Annotated in this window: 10 protein-coding genes; 9 read left to right on the plus strand and 1 reads right to left on the minus strand. The window is 68.2% G+C overall.

All coding sequences use genetic code 11. The features are described from left to right. Position 1 precedes the first annotated feature (1 nt). From AB0M24_RS35820 to AB0M24_RS35850, 7 genes are all read left to right on the plus strand, one after another. On the plus strand, positions 2-2,971 hold the full coding sequence (locus AB0M24_RS35820) for an AAA family ATPase (RefSeq protein ID WP_363777907.1): 2,970 nt from the start codon (positions 2-4) through the stop codon (positions 2,969-2,971). Positions 2,972-3,090: 119 nt separating this feature from the next. Continuing rightward, the gene (locus tag AB0M24_RS35825; protein ID WP_112272950.1) at positions 3,091-3,843 is read left to right on the plus strand and encodes an ABC transporter ATP-binding protein; all 753 of its coding nucleotides are present in this window, start codon (positions 3,091-3,093) and stop codon (positions 3,841-3,843) included. Positions 3,844-3,847: 4 nt separating this feature from the next. Next, positions 3,848-6,364, plus strand: coding sequence for an FtsX-like permease family protein (locus AB0M24_RS35830; RefSeq protein ID WP_363777908.1), 2,517 nt, complete (start codon positions 3,848-3,850; stop codon positions 6,362-6,364). 443 nt (positions 6,365-6,807) lie between these two features. Then, a complete protein-coding gene (locus AB0M24_RS35835) occupies positions 6,808-8,070 on the plus strand; it encodes an extracellular solute-binding protein (protein ID WP_363777909.1) in 1,263 nt (420 codons plus the stop codon). Positions 8,071-8,144: 74 nt separating this feature from the next. Then, on the plus strand, positions 8,145-9,044 hold the full coding sequence (locus AB0M24_RS35840; RefSeq protein WP_363777922.1) for a sugar ABC transporter permease: 900 nt from the start codon (positions 8,145-8,147) through the stop codon (positions 9,042-9,044). A gap of 5 nt (positions 9,045-9,049) precedes the next feature. Then, the gene (locus AB0M24_RS35845; RefSeq protein ID WP_363777910.1) at positions 9,050-9,874 is read left to right on the plus strand and encodes a carbohydrate ABC transporter permease; all 825 of its coding nucleotides are present in this window, start codon (positions 9,050-9,052) and stop codon (positions 9,872-9,874) included. A gap of 4 nt (positions 9,875-9,878) precedes the next feature. Further along, positions 9,879-11,285 carry a GH1 family beta-glucosidase gene (locus tag AB0M24_RS35850; protein ID WP_363777911.1) on the plus strand — a complete coding sequence of 469 codons (1,407 nt, stop codon included), beginning with the start codon at positions 9,879-9,881 and terminating at the stop codon, positions 11,283-11,285. A 78-nt stretch (positions 11,286-11,363) separates the two neighbouring features. Here the strand turns inward: AB0M24_RS35850 and AB0M24_RS35855 are convergent, their stop codons facing one another. After that, positions 11,364-12,551, minus strand: a complete 1,188-nt coding sequence (locus AB0M24_RS35855) for an esterase-like activity of phytase family protein (protein WP_363777912.1) — start codon at positions 12,549-12,551, stop codon at positions 11,364-11,366. 72 nt (positions 12,552-12,623) lie between these two features. Here AB0M24_RS35855 and AB0M24_RS35860 point away from each other — a divergent pair, with 72 nt between their 5' ends. Next, entirely contained in the window at positions 12,624-13,646 is a 1,023-nt protein-coding gene (locus AB0M24_RS35860) for a GNAT family N-acetyltransferase (RefSeq protein ID WP_363777913.1), read from the plus strand. Positions 13,647-13,724: 78 nt separating this feature from the next. Further along, positions 13,725-14,750, plus strand: coding sequence for a LacI family DNA-binding transcriptional regulator (locus AB0M24_RS35865; protein WP_363777914.1), 1,026 nt, complete (start codon positions 13,725-13,727; stop codon positions 14,748-14,750). Positions 14,751-15,069: the final 319 nt, after the last annotated feature.

A 15,069-nucleotide genomic window follows, 5' to 3' on the forward strand; every position in this document is an offset into this window, starting at 1 on the left:
CATGCCACTCGTGGCGCGCCTCGGTTCCGGAATCCCGTTGGTCGCGCGCGACCGCGAGCTGGACCGGTTGCGCGCCGCGTTGGCGCAGGCAGGAAACGGCCAGGCGGGAGCGGTCCTGCTCGCGGGCGACGCGGGCGTGGGCAAGACCAGGCTGGTGGACGAGCTGGCCGCCGGCGCCGAGGACACGCTCGTCCTCATGGGACGGTGCCTCGACGCCGGTGAGACCGGCCTGCCGTACCTGCCGTTCGCGGAAGCCCTCAGCACGCTGAAGGACGCCGCCAACCGCCCGGCGCTCGCGATGTTGCTGCCGGGGCTGGCACTTCCGGCCGAACGCGAGCCCGGCACCGAGGGCATGATCGCGCCCAGTCTCATCCCGGGACGCAGGCCGGAGCAGGACGTCGGTCAGCTCCAGCTGTTCGACGCCGTCCTGGGCCTGCTCACCGAACTCTCCGAACGTCAGCGCGTGCTGTTCGTCGTCGAGGACCTGCACTGGGCCGACGCGTCCACGCGCTACCTGCTGTCGTTCCTGTTGGCCCGCCTGCGTTCCCAGCGGATCCTGATCGTCGGCACCTACCGCGCGGACGACCTGCACCGCAGCCATCCGTTGCGCCCCTTGCTGTCCGAGCTCGTGCGGCTGTCCGCGGTGGAACGGCTCGACCTGTCGCCGTTCAACGCGGCGGACTCCCGCCGGTTCGTCGAGGCGCTGTCCGACGACCTGCCGCAGGACGTCCTCCAGCAGGTCGCGGAACGGTCCGAGGGCAACGCTTTCTTCGCGGAAGAGCTCATCGCGGTGGCCACCTGTGACGACGCCAGGTCGCTGCCGTCCGCGCTCGCCGACGTGCTGCTCAGCCGCGTCGAGAGCCTCGGGCCGGAAGCGCAGCACGTCGTCCGCGTCGCGTCGGTCTGGGGCCGCCGGGTCCGGCACTACCGGCTGCACGAGGTGTCGGGCATGGCGGACATCGCGTTCGACACGGCGTTGCGCGAGCTCGTCCAGCACCACCTGCTCGTCGTGAACGACGACGAGGTCTACACGTTCCGGCACGCCCTGGTCAGGGAAGCCGTCTACGGCGATCTGCTGCCGGGCGAACGGGTGCGGTTGCACGCCGCCTACGCCCAGCACCTCGCGCACCGGCTGGACGAACGCGGTTCCTGGGCGGCGCTGGCCCACCACGCCTTCGAGAGCCACGACCTGCCACGAGCGTTGAAGGCCTCCATCGAGGCCGCGAAGGAGTCCGAACGGGCCGGTGCGCCCGCGGAGTCGTTGCGCTACCTGGAGAAGGCGCTCAACCTGTGGAACGCGGTCCCGGCCGCCGAACGTCCGTCCGATGTGGACGAGTCCGTGCTGCTGCGCCGGGCCAGCTGGGTCGCGGGCACGGCAGGGCAACCGGAGCGAGCCGTCGCGTTCGCCCGCAGCGCCACCAAAGCCATCACCGCGGAGCAGACGCCGGAAGAAGCCGCCGAGATCTGGCTGCGCCTGTCGCAGGCGTTGGCGATCCTCGACGGCAACGAGGAGGAGCATTTCCAGGTCCTCGGCAAGGCGATGGACCTCGTCTACGGGCGCGAGCCGAGCCCGACGCGTGCTCGCGTGCTGGCGGGCAAGGCGTCGTCACTGCGTCAGCAACGAGAGGACGACGCGGCACGGGAGATCGCGCTGCTGGCCATCGCGGACGGGCAGACGGCGAACGCACCGGGTGCGGTCGCGGACGCGCTGGGCACGCTCGCGATCCTCGACGACCACACGGGCCACCACGACGAGGCCAAGGTCAGCTTCGAGAAGGCGATCACGTGCGCGCGCGAGGTCGGCGCGGTCAACAACGAGCTGAGGGCTTGGTACTACTACGGCCTGATGCACTACGACCAGGGCGAACTGGCCGAGGCGGCGCGCGTCTACAACCTGGCGGGCGAGCGGGCCAAGGAGACCGGCCTGACGTGGAGCATGTACGGGCTGGAGATCCGCATCCTCCAGGTCCTCGTGCACTACTACATCGGCGACTGGGACTACGCGGCCTGGGCGAGCGAACCTCCCGGCATGTCGGTGTCGTCGACGGTGCTCGCGAGGCTGGCGTCGGCGAGCACGCACCTCACGGTCTCGCGCGGCGACCTGGCCGAGTCCGAGCGGATGATCACGAAGCTGCGCGCCGACTGGCACCGGGACATCCAGATCGCGCTGATCAACGGTGGTACCGGCGCGGAGCTGGCATTGTGGCGCGGCCGTCCGGAACTGGCGGTCGAACGCGTCACGGACGCGCTGGCGTGGGCGCGCAAGCTCGGCGGTCCGTGGATGCTCGCGGGCATCCGGATCGGTGCGATCGGCATCGCGGCGCACGCGGAGATCGCGGCCAAAGCCCGTCGCAAGCGAGACTCCGATGCCGAGAAGAAGGCGGTCGACGAGGGGCACAAGCTCGCTGAGCACGTGCGGCTGACCGCGCAGAACGGCAAGCCTCGCGCCGGTGTCCTCGGTCCGGAAGGCCGTGCCTGGCTGGCCCGCGCGCTCGCCGAGGAGTCCCGGTTGGACGGCTCCGGCGACCCCGACCTGTGGCAGAAGGCCATCGACGAGTTCGCGTACGGGCTCGTGTTCGAGCAGGCGCTGTGCCGGTGGAGGCTCGCGGAGGCGTTGCTGGGCGCGGATCGGCGTGACGAAGCCGCCGAACAACTGCGTCTGGCCGACGAGGTCGCGACGAGGCTCAAGGCGGTGCCGCTGGCCGAGGCGATCGCGTCGTGCGCCAAGCGGGCCCGCATCACCCTCAGGGCTGACGAACCGGCACGCGAGCACCTCGACCTCTTCACCCCTCGCGAACGCGACGTGCTCGCGCTGGTCGCGGCCGGACGGACGAACCGCGAGGTCGGCGAGGAGCTCTACATCAGCGAGAAGACCGTTTCCGTGCATCTTTCGCGCATCATGGCGAAGCTGGGGGCCTCCCGGCGGGCGGAAGCGGTGGCGATCGCGTACGACCGAGGTCTGCTGGAATAGCGTCGGTTGTCATACCTCAGGCTGATGCGCAACGCGTCGCGGAGTTGATGTCCGCTCACTCAGCGAACTCATAGCTTCTTCCTCGTCAAGGAACATCCCCTGTGAGGAAGGCACGAGCTATGTCTGCACTGGTGTCCGAGGTCGGCACCCGGACCGCCGCGGCGGCCCACAACCTGGTGAAGGTCTACGGCAAGGGTGACACCGCGGTGCGGGCGCTCGACGGCATCAACGTCGCGTTCGAGGCCGGTCGTTTCACCGCGATCATGGGCCCGTCCGGCTCCGGCAAGTCCACGCTGATGCACTGCCTCGCGGGACTGGACACGGTGGACAGCGGCGCGATCCACATCGGACAGACCGAGATCACCAAGCTCAACGACAAGGACCTGACCAAGCTGCGCCGCGACCGCGTCGGCTTCGTCTTCCAGGCCTTCAACCTGCTGCCGACGCTGACCGCCGAGCAGAACATCCTGCTGGGCCTGGAGCTCGCCGGCCGCAAGCCCGACAAGCAGTGGTTCGACACGATCGTCAACGTGCTCGGCCTGCGTGACCGCCTCACCCACCGCCCGACCGAGCTCTCCGGTGGCCAGCAGCAGCGCGTGGCGTGTGCCCGTGCCCTGGTCGCCCGTCCCGAGGTCATCTTCGCGGACGAGCCGACCGGCAACCTGGACTCCCGCAGCGGTGCCGAGGTTCTCGACTTCCTGCGCATGTCGGTCCGCAAGCTGGGCCAGACCGTGATCATGGTGACGCACGACCCGGTGGCCGCGAGCTACGCGGACCGCGTGGTGCTGCTCGCCGACGGCCGTCTCGCGGGGGAGATCCACCAGCCCACCACCGAGTCCGTCGTCAACGCTCTCACGCACCTGGGGGCGTGACCGGATGCTGAAGACGATCCTTGCGGGGCTTCGTGCCCGCACGGCGAGGTTGGTGCTGTCCAGCATCGCCATCGCGCTCGGCGTCGCGTTCGTGACGGGCACCCTGGTGCTCGGCGACGCGGTCGGGGAACAGACCAGGGACAACTTCGCCCGCAGCGCTCGCAACGTCGACGCCGCGGTGCACATGGACGAGAACAACCGGCAGGAGAACGGCATCCCCGCCGACGTCCTGCAGAAGGTCCGCGCCACGCAAGGAGTGGCGGGCGCCGACTCCCGCGAGTTCGGCAACGCGGCACTGCTCGGCGGTGACGGCAAGGCGCGCAACGCGTTGGTGCAGCCGTTGCCGACGACGGAGAAGCTGCGGGACTTCAACCTCAAGGAAGGCAAGTTCCCGGCCAAGGCCGACGAGGCCGCGATCGACGTCAAGACCGCGCAGATCGCCAAGCTCAAGGTCGGCGACAAGCTGAAGATGCTCGACAAGGACAACGTCGAGCACTCGTTCAGCATCGTCGGCACCTACCAGCAGGGCGCGAGCAGCCTCTCGATGTCGGGCAGCGACCACGTCGTGGTCTCACCGGAGGGCCTGCGCACTTTGGTCCCCGACCAGCGGATCTACGAGATCGTCGCGGTCGCCAAGGACGGCGTGTCCCAGCAGCAGCTCGCGGACAACATCAACAAGGCCATCGGCTCGGGCTACAAGGTGCAGACCGGCGAGCAGCTGACCCAGGAGACGCTGGCCCAGGTCGGTGACGCGGCCAGCGAGATCAAGACGTTTCTCCTCGCGTTCGCGGCCATCTCGCTCATCGTCGCCGGCATGGTCATCTACAACACCTTCACCATCCTCGTCGCCCAGCGCACCAAGGAGCTCGCGCTTCTCCGCTGCGTCGGCGCGGAACGAGGCCAGGTCTTCCGCAGCGTGCTCGCGGAAGCGCTCTTCATGGGTCTCGCGGCATCGGTGCTGGGGCTCCTCGGTGGCATCGGGGTCTCGGCGGGCCTGCAGGCCCTCATCAGCACGGTGGGTGGCCCCGGCGGTGAGGATGCCCCGATCAGGCTGCCGATCTCGTGGGTGACCATCGTCGCGGGCTTCGGCGTCGGTGTGATCGTGACCGTGCTGTCGGCCGTGCTCCCGGCTCGCCGCGCCACGAAGGTCGCCCCGGTGGCCGCCCTGCGCTCGCAGCCGGACAGCTCCGACGACGTCGCCCGCACCGGCAAGGTCCGGATCGTCGTGGCCACGCTGATCGCGCTCATCGGTGGTGCGGGTGTCTACTTCGGTCTCCAGCAGGAGAAGGAAGAGCCCGCGCTGTTCATCACGGGCGGCGCCACGATGGTGCTGCTGTTCGCGGTGCTGCTCCTCGGCCCGCTGTACGTGCCGCTGGTGAACCGCCTGTTCGGCACGGCCCTGCGCGGTGTCCCGGCCAAGCTGGCCTCGGCCAACGCGGGCCGCAACCCGAAGCGCACCGCCGCGACCACCGCCGCGCTGATGATCGGCGTGACCATCGTCGCGATGGTGACCGTGGTGGCCGGCAGCGGCCGCGAAACCATGAACCAGCAGGTCGACAAGCGGTTCCCGGCGGACTACGAGGTCAGCTCGAACGTCTGGAACCAGCCGCTGACCCAGAAGTTCGCCGACGAGCTCGCCAAGGTCAAGAACGTCGCGCAGATCGCGCCGGAGCTCAGCGCGTACGGCGAGTCCGACAAGCTCAAGTACGGCGACGTGACCGGTTTCCCGTCCGACGCGATCGGCTCGCTGGTCCGTCCTGAGCTGGCCGGCGGCACGCTGACCGGTCTCAAGGACAACGAGATCGTGCTGCGGGAGAAGGACGCCAAGGAGTCCGGCCTGGCGATCGGGCAGTTGGTGAAGATCGCCGACAAGGAGTTCAAGGTCGTCGCGCTGATCAAGGACAACAGCTACGGCTCCGGCATCGTGACGCTGCCCGCGGCCCAGTCGATCCTGAAGGACAACGCGCCCAAGGGCTACCAGAAACTGCTGGTCAAGCTCGCGCCCGGCACCGACATCACGGTGGCGCGCGCCGACCTGGAACGGGTCATCGCGACCTCGCCGGTCGCGGTGCTGAACTCCGCGGCCGAGACCAAGGCCGAGCTGAACTCGCAGATCGACCAGGTGCTGCTGTTCATCTGGGCTCTCGTGGGCCTGGCGCTGATCATCGCCCTGTTCGGCATCGCGAACACGCTGACGCTCTCGGTGCTGGAACGGACCCGCGAGTCCGCCCTGCTCCGGGCGCTGGGCCTCACCCGAGGCCAGCTGCGGCAGATGCTGGTGGTCGAGTCGATCCTGATGGCGCTGATCGGCGCGGTCGTGGGCGTCCTGCTCGGCGCCGGGTTCGGGTGGCTGCTGGTCGAGGCGATCTCCAACTCGGAGTTCCGGATCAGCTTCTCCATCCCGTTCGGCCAGATCGGCATCATGCTCGGCCTCGCCGTGGTGGCGGCGATCGTCGCCGCTGCTCTGCCCGCTCGCCGGGCGGCGCGGAACTCCATCGTGGCGGGGATGGCAGAGGCGTAGGTGACTCCCCGCCTGGCTCCGGCTGTCGGGGGCCGAACCTGGCGGGTTCGGGAGTGCGGTTACAGGGGCCGCACGACCGGGGGATCGGTGGAGGTCCGGTGCTGTCGGGGCACCGGGCCTCCGCTGCGTTACCCGTTCGGCTGGGATCGAACCAAAAGTTCCCGAAAAAACTTCGACAGCGCGCGTCACTTTCGGCCCGAAACCCCCTCTACCTGGGGTGAGGGACGACCGGAGCGAGGGCCCGGTCGTCCCTCTTCGTCGTCTCCGGGGCCGCCGAGCGGACCCAACCGAGACGCTCGCCGTTCCGGCACAGGTTTTTGTTGCCTGCCCCTACAAAGTTACGGAACGATGTCGACCGCTTGACACCCGCGCCTCGCCAGTTGAGTGTGAGAGCGCTCTCATCACAGTTAGCTGCGCCAATGCGGCGTCGTCGAGGAGGACGGATGAGCAGAAGGCTGGTCGGCAGCGTCGCTGCGACCCTCGTGATGGTTCTGGCCGCGGGCTGCGGCGGGAGTTCCGAGGCCGACGGCAAGGTTGAGCTGTCGCTGGGCCTCTTCTCCGACTTCGGCTACGACAAGCTGATCGAGGAGTACCAGGCCTCGCACACGAACATCAAGGTCGAGCAGCGCAAGGTCAAGATGGAGCAGCACAACACGCAGCTCGCGACTCAGCTCGCGGGCGGCAGGGGTGCGGCGGACATCGTGGCTCTCGAAGAGGGCGTGGTCTCCCAGTTCCGGGCGTCCAAGGACAAGTTCGTGAACCTCGCCGAGTACGGCGCGAAGGACCTGAAGTCGCAGTGGGCCGACTGGAAGTGGAACCAGGGCACCGCGGACGGCGGTGAGTTCGTGCTGGGGCTGGGCACGGACATGGGCAGCCTGGGTCTCTGCTACCGGCGCGACCTGTTCGAGGCGGCGGGCCTGCCGACGGAGCGGGCCGAGGTCGCGAAGCTCTGGCCGACGTGGGCTGACTACGCGAAGGTCGCCGACCAGTTCACGGCCAAGACGCCGGGCGTGAAGTTCGTCGACACCGGTCGCAACCCGTACAAGGCCATCCTCGACCAGACCGAGGAGGGCTACTTCAAGAAGGACGACTCCTACTTCGCCGACAAGAACGACAAGGTGAAGACGGCGTTCGACACGGCGGCGGAGCTCGGCACCAAGAAGCAGACCGGTGCGCTGGAGCCGTTCAGCCAGGACTGGAACGTCGGCCTGAAGCAGGGCTCGTTCGCCACGACCACGTGCCCGGCCTGGGCGCTCGCGCTGATCAAGGCGGGTGCCGGCGACGCGGCGGCCGGGAAGTGGGACGTGACGACGGCGCCCGGCGGTGGCGGCAACTGGGGTGGCTCGTTCCTCGCGATCCCGAAGCAGGGCAAGCACCCCAAGGAGGCCTACGAGCTGGCCAAGTGGCTCACGGCCCCCGAGCAGCAGAAGCGGATCTTCAAGGACACCGGCAACCTGCCGAGCCAGCCGGCGGTCTACAAGGACTCCGAGGTGCAGCAGACGGTCAACGAGTACTTCAACAAGGCGCCGGTGGGCCAGATCTTCGCGACCTCGGCGGAGTCGCTGAAGCCGACCTACCGCGGCACGAAGGACTCGAAGGTCACGCCGATCTTCAACAGCGCTCTGCAGCGCGTGGAGCAGGGCAAGCAGTCCGCTGCTGAGGCGTGGACGCAGGCGTTGAAGGAAGCGCAGGACGCCGTCAAGTGACGGCTGTCGGCACGAAGACCGAGGCGGCTCCGGCCGCCTCGGTTCCTTCTTCTGAGCCTCCGAAGCGCTTCCGGCTGAGCAGCTGGGACGCCAAGTACACGCCGTACCTGATCATCGCGCCGTTCTTCCTGGTGTTCGGGATCTTCGGGCTCTACCCGCTGGTGTACACGGCGTGGGTGTCGCTGCACGACTGGCAGCTGATCGACGGCAACCAGGGATTCGTCGGTCTCGCCAACTACGTCGAGCTCTTCGGCGACGCCAAGTTCTGGAACGCACTGTTCAACACGCTCAGCCTGTTCGTGCTCTCCACGGTGCCGCAGCTGCTGGCGGCGCTCGGGCTCGCGGCGGTGCTCGACAGAGGGTTGCGGGGCAGCGCCTTCTGGCGGGCGGGCGTGCTGCTGCCCAACGTCATCTCGGTCGCCGCGGTGGCGCTGGTGTTCGCGCAGTTCTTCGGCCGCGACTTCGGCATCGTGAACTTCCTGCTCGGGCTGATCGGAATCGACCCGATCGACTGGCGCGCCGAGACGTGGGCGTCGCACCTCGCGGTGTCCACAATGGTCATGTGGCGGTGGACGGGCTACAACTCGCTGCTGTACCTGGCGGCGATGCAGGCCGTGCCGAAGGACATGTACGAGTCGGCCACTTTGGACGGTGCGGGGCGCTGGCGGATGTTCTGGTCGATCACCGTGCCGTCGATCCGGCCGACGATCCTGTTCACCGTGGTGACGTCGACGATCGGCGGTCTGCAGCTGTTCGCGGAACCCGCTCTGTTCGACCCCGGGTTCGCCGCGAACAACTCGAGCGGTGGTTCCGACCGGCAGTTCCAGACGCTGGTGATGTACATGTACGAGAAGGGCTTCCGGCTGTTCGACGCCGGTTACGCGGCCACCGTCGCGTGGATGCTGTTCGTGGTCGTCCTGCTCGTCGCCGTCGTCAACTTCTCGCTGACGCGGCGCATCGCGGGAAAGGGGTGACCTGAGTGAAGAACGCCAAGGCAGGCCCTCTGCTGTACGGGTTCCTGGTCGCCGTGCTCGCGGCGTCGGTGTTCCCGCTGTACTACTCGTTCATCGTGGCGTCGAAGGACAACTCGGTCCTCGGCGAGAAGGTCCCGCCGCTGGTGCCCGGCGGCAACCTGTTCGAGAACATCAGCCGCGTCTTCGACACCGTCGACTTCTGGCTCGCCATGCAGAACTCGTTCATCGTGGCGGCGACCGTGGCGATCTCGAACGTCGTGCTGGGCACGCTGGCCGGGTTCGCGTTCTCGCGGCTGCGGTTCAAGGGTCGCGACTCGCTGTTCCTGGTCGTGCTCGGCACCGCGATGGTGCCGACGCAGCTCGGCGTGATCCCGCTGTACATGCTGATGTCCGACCTCGACTGGTACGGCACGCTGCAGGCCGTGATCGTGCCGGTGCTGATCGGGTCGTTCGCGGTGTTCTGGATGCGCCAGGCGTGCGAGGAGACCGTGCCGTACGAGCTGATCGAGGCGGCGCGCGTCGACGGGTGCTCGGTGCTGCGGACGTTCTGGCACGTCGGTTTCCCCGCGGTGCGGCCACAAGCCGCGGTGCTGGGCATGTTCACGTTCATGACGGCGTGGAACGACTTCTTCTGGCCGTTGATCGTGCTGGACCCCAACGACAGCCCGACGGTCCAGGTCGCTTTGTCGACGCTGGCCAGCGGGTACTACACCGACTACTCGCTGATGCTCGCCGGTGCCTCGCTCGCGGTGCTGCCGGTGATCGCGATCTTCGTCCTGCTGTCCCGCCAGATCGTCGGCGGGATCATGCAGGGCGCGGTGAAGGGATGAGTGAATGACGACCGACTCGGACGTCGAGGTCGGGCGGGAGGTGCTGACCTTCCCGCCGGACTTCCTGTGGGGAGCGGCGACCGCGGCGTTCCAGATCGAGGGATCGACCACAGTGGACGGTCGTGGCGCCTCGATCTGGGACACGTTCGCGGCGACGCCCGGCAAGGTGCTGGCCGGTGACACGGGTGATCCGGCCTGCGACCACTACAACCGGTACGAGTCCGATGTGGACTTGATGAAGTCGCTGGGGCTGGCTTCCTACCGGTTCTCCGTCGCGTGGCCCCGGATCCAGCCGAGCGGCAGCGGCCGGGTCGAGGAGCGCGGGCTCGCGTTCTACGACCGGCTGGTGGACTCGTTGCTGGAGAAGGACATCCAGCCGCTGGTCACGCTGTACCACTGGGATCTGCCGCAGGTGCTGGAGGACTTCGGCGGCTGGCGCAACCGGGACACCGCCTACCGCTTCGCCGACTACGCGGCCCTCGTGCACGAACGGCTGGGCGACCGGGTGCAGGCCTGGACGACGCTGAACGAGCCGTGGGTGTCCGCGTTCCTGGGCTACGGCAACGGAATCCACGCGCCGGGCGTCACGGACGCGGTGGCGTCCCTGGAGGCGGCGCACCACCTGCTGCTGGCCCACGGCCTCGCCACCCAGGCGTTGCGCGCGCAGGCACCGGAGTCGCACCGGCTGTCGATCGTGCTCAACTTCAGCACCATCTGGGGTGACGACGCCGAGGCCGTCCGCAAGGTCGACGGGCTGCAGAACCGCATCCTGCTCGACCCGATCTGCGGCCGCGGTTATCCGTTGGACGTCCTCCAAGACACCACCTGGCTGGGTGACTGGACGAACGTGGTGCGCGACGGGGACATGGAGACCATCGCGACCCCGGTCGACTGGATCGGCGTCAACTACTACAACCCGACCCGCGTGGCACCGGCCGATCCGGACCACGTGCCCGCCGGGCCGCACGCCGGCCTGCGCGGCGTGGCGCTGCAGCCGCCGCAGGGCGAGCTGACCGGGTTCGGGTGGGAGCAGAACGCCGACGCGTTCACGGAACTGCTGGTCCGCCTCTCGCGCGACGCCGGCGGGGTGCCGCTGGTGGTCACGGAGAACGGCTCGGCGTTCCCGGACGTCGTGGACCCGATGGGCCGTGTGGTCGACGTCGAGCGGACTCGCTATCTGGTGGACCACGTGCGCGCGGTGCACCGGGCGATCTCCGAGGGGGCCGACATCCGCGGTTACCTCGCGTGGTCGCTGCTCGACAACTTCGAGTGGGCGGCCGGGTACTCGCAGCGGTTCGGAATCGTGCACGTCGATTTCGAGACGCAGCGGCGTACGGTGAAGGAAAGCGCTGTCACGCTCTCCCGGATCATCGGGCAGAACGGGCTTCCGGCGCACGGCTACACCGTTTAGCCGAACAGACGGGCCGAGGGGGCCTTGGCGCTCTCACCTGCGGATACATCTGTGCCACAGGTGAGAGCGCTCTCTTGTCTATCGCCTGCGCAGGACCCTCGGGTCGGCGTGCAGGTTGTCCGCGAGCCTGATGGTGATGAACTCGTTGTTGTCCGGCTTGCCAGGAGTGCGGCCCGACGACGACGGGAAGTTGTTGTCGTTGAGGATCATGAGCGTGCGGTCGTCGAGGATCGTGACGTCCTCGATGGTGATGAACGGGAACGTGAACGGGTCCGCCTGCCCGCCGACGTGCTTCGGGTTCGCCAGGTTCATCAGGTCGGCGACGAGCGTCTTGTCGAGCTTGCCGTCCCGGTCGCGGTCGCGCTTGTCGGCGAGGTAGACGCGCTTGTGCTTGGCCGTGGCGCCCTGGCCGCTGTCGCGTTCGATGATCAGCAACCGGTTCCTGTCGACGGCGATCGCGTCACCGATGGCGAAGCCGGGGTCCTCCAGCTGGTAGACCCACCTCTTGCCGTTGAACGAGTTGGACGCGATGTCGAACTCGTTGAGCCGCAGCGTGCCGGGCGTGTCACCGGCCACCGTGCCCTCCAGCAGCGCGTTGATCGTCCTGCCGTCGGGGGAGAGCGTGATTCCCTCGAAGCCCTTGCTGCCGCCCAGGTTCGGGTTGCCAGCGGGGTTCTCGGGCGCGCGCACGTCCGGCAGTGGCACCGGCGGGGCGAGGAGGCGGCCCGCGCGGTCGAAGTGCAGCAGGTAGGGGCCGAACTCGTCGCCCATCCAGTAGGTGCCGTCGGCGCCCCTGGTGACGGACTCGACGTCGATGTCCGCGCCGGTGATCACCCGGTCCGGCCTGGTGAGGGCGAACGGGATGTGCCGGTTCGGGTCGGTGAGCGTGATGCCCCCGACCACGTCGACGGCGCCGGTCTTGAAGTTCGGCGCGATGCGGTTGATGCGGAGGAGCCAGTCGGCGCTGTTGGCCTTGGTGCCGTAGCCGTTGTCCGAGATGACGTCGAACGTGCCGTCGCTGTTGCGCACCAGCCCGCTGAAGCCCTGGATCGGCTGGTCGGCGAACGGCGGCGTGACCCCGTTGATCGGGGCCGTCCCCAGCGCCGCACCGCTCGGTTCGCTGCCGGGCAGGTACGTCTCCGCGGGCAGTGAGGCGAAGTTCGTCAGCGTCGCCTGGCGTGGCGCCGTTTCCGGTGCGGCGGTGGTCGGCGTGGCCAGAGCGGTGACGGTGAGCAGGGTGAGGCCCGCGGTCAGTGTTCTCCTCATGCCGCGAACCCTATTTGGATCGTTTTACCCGCGGTTCGTCTCGAGGCAACAAGTTCGGTGAACTCTTGACGCATGACCACGACCTGGCGCATGCGCATCGAACTCAGCGACAGCCCCGGCGCGCTCGCCCGCGTCACCGTCCGGCTGGCCGCGGCCGACTGCAACGTCCTCGCGTTGCAGGTGATCCCCGTTCCCGGCGGGGTGCTCGACGAGATCGTCGTGCGCGCCGGTGAGGGAGTGCTGCCGGCCGACCTCGTCGACATCGTGCGCACCGAGGGTGGCAAGTGCGTTGGAATCACTGGAGCCGACATGAGAGATCTCGTGGACGCGCCCACGGCCGTGCTGCGCGCGGCCGGGATGGCGCTGTCCGATCCGGACAAGACCGCCGAGGCACTCCGTCAGGTGCTGGCCGCCGACGCCGTGACCTACGGGGAAGCCTGCGAAGGCCAGGTCCAGCTGGGAGAGATGGTCGCTCGCCGCGGCTGGGCCAGGTTCACCCAGGTCGAGCTCGCACGTGCCCAGGCGTTGCTCGACCTCCTGGACACCCCGGCGCCCACGATGCGAGGAATGCTCAGCACCGACGGCGTGGCACTGGTTCTGCGTCCGGGCTCGGACTCCGACGAGGACGCGGTCGCCGCCCTGCACGCCCGTTGCTCGATGGCCACGCTGTTCAACCGCTACCACTCCGGCATGCGCACGCTGCCCCGCCGCTGGCTGCACCGCCTGCTCAACCCGCCGCGCGGCACCACGGTCCTCGCCCAGTGCGCGGACCAGGTGGTCGCTCTGGGACAGCTCATCCACACCGGAACCCCGGACTGCGCCGAGGTGTCGCTGCTGGTCGAGGACGCGTGGCAGCGCCGAGGCGTGGGCACTGCCCTGCTGGGCGCTCTCGCCTCCGACGCCTGCGCCGCCGGCTACTCCGAGCTCGTGGCGTGGTGCCTGCCCTCGGAGAACTCCCTCGTCCGCACGGCCGCACGAGCCGGTTTGGAGACCACGACACGCCGAGAGGACGGTCTGCTCCGCGTGTCCATTGCGCCGCGCGGGCGTGCCCTGAAGACGCCAATTGCGACGGTCATAGCTGAAAAAACACGATGAACAGCGCGGAAACCCTCCTCGGAGATCGCTTGCGGCTAAGCTGACCGGCGGCTCAAAGGTTTTCATCGAGGAGTGGTGGTGCACGTGTCCAACCACGCGCGTCCGACGTTGGAGGACGTGGCCGCGAGGGCTGGGGTCAGCCGCGCCACGGCGTCACGAGTGCTGAACGCGTCGCCGCGGGTCAGCCCCGAAGCGCTGGAGGCCGTCAACGCAGCGGTCCTGGCCCTGGGCTACCAGCCGAACCGTGCCGCACGGGCGTTGGTCACGCGTCGGACGGGTGCCGTCGCGGTGGTGTTCTCCGAGCCGGAGCCCAAGATCTTCGACGACCCGCACTTCGCCCGGCTGATCCGTGCCGGGGCGCGTGCGTTGGCCGATGTCGACGTGCAGATGGTGCTGATGCTGGTGCACTCGCCTGACGACCAGGCTCGAGCGCACCGGTTCTTGGCCGGTGGGCACGTTGATGGTGCTTTGGTGTTCGCGCCGCACCGCAACGATGAGCTCGTGTCGATCGTGAAGAAGCTGCCGCTGCCGGTGGTGTACGCCGGTAAGCCCTGGGGGTCGCTGCGGGGGATGCACCTCGTGGACAACGACAACGAGGGTGGCGCTGTGCTGGCCACTGAGCATCTGAAGTCGTTGGGGCGGCGGAAGATCGTGCACGTTTCCGGGCCGTTGGACGAGTTGTCCGCCATTGATCGGTTGAACGGGTTCAAGTCGGCTCTTGGTCTGGACGACAAGGGGGCTGCTCGGGTTACTGAGGATGGTGGGTTCACTCGTGAGGGTGGGCGGAAGGCCATGGCCTCGCTGCTGGCCAAGGTGCCTGCGTTGGATGCTGTGTTTGTGGCTTCTGACTTGATGGCTGCTGGGGCGTTGGAGACGTTGCAGGAGGCTGGGCGGCGGGTTCCTGAGGATGTCGCCGTGGTCGGGTTTGACGATCATGTGGCTATTGCTGAGCACACGGCTCCGCCGTTGACTTCGGTGCGGCAGGATTCTGATGAGCAGGTCAAGCACATGGTCGAGCATCTGATGAAGCTGCTTCGGGATGAGACGGTTAAGACGAAGAAGCAGATGCTGCCTACTGTGTTGGTTCGGCGCGAGTCTGCGTGAGCGGCCTTCGGCCGCGCGCGTCGGTTGCCGTTGCCGTCTCCCTGTTTCGGTGGCGGGTGGCGGTTTCGTGTCCGTAGGTGGTGCTGTTGCGGGCGTAGCTATCTGCTGATTTCTGGGACTCCGCCCCAGACCCCGCCAATCTGATCAAAGACCCACCCGCGCCGCTCTCGGGTTGATGGCACGCCTGTTGCTTTGGGCGGCTGCCTGTTGCGTAGGTGCTTGCGTTGGTGGGGTGGGTCCCGTCACGAGTCGTAGCGGAGCGAGCCACACCAGAGGGGTTGGGTCAAGTCGACGAAAAGCGTGTCGACTTGACCCAACC

The organism is Lentzea sp. NPDC051838, assembly GCF_040681245.1.
Lineage (GTDB): Bacteria > Actinomycetota > Actinomycetes > Mycobacteriales > Pseudonocardiaceae > Lentzea.

Bases quoted from the DNA above. Each gene is read 5' to 3' on its own strand.
- AB0M24_RS35825 (WP_112272950.1), top strand. From the start codon at position 3,091: ATGTCTGCACTGGTGTCCGAGGTCGGCACCCGGACCGCCGCGGCGGCC.
- AB0M24_RS35830 (WP_363777908.1), top strand. From the start codon at position 3,848: ATGCTGAAGACGATCCTTGCGGGGCTTCGTGCCCGCACGGCGAGGTTG.
- AB0M24_RS35850 (WP_363777911.1), top strand. From the start codon at position 9,879: ATGACGACCGACTCGGACGTCGAGGTCGGGCGGGAGGTGCTGACCTTC.
- AB0M24_RS35820 (WP_363777907.1), top strand. From the start codon at position 2: ATGCCACTCGTGGCGCGCCTCGGTTCCGGAATCCCGTTGGTCGCGCGC.
- AB0M24_RS35860 (WP_363777913.1), top strand. From the start codon at position 12,624: ATGACCACGACCTGGCGCATGCGCATCGAACTCAGCGACAGCCCCGGC.
- AB0M24_RS35835 (WP_363777909.1), top strand. From the start codon at position 6,808: ATGAGCAGAAGGCTGGTCGGCAGCGTCGCTGCGACCCTCGTGATGGTT.
- AB0M24_RS35855 (WP_363777912.1), bottom strand. From the start codon at position 12,551: ATGAGGAGAACACTGACCGCGGGCCTCACCCTGCTCACCGTCACCGCT.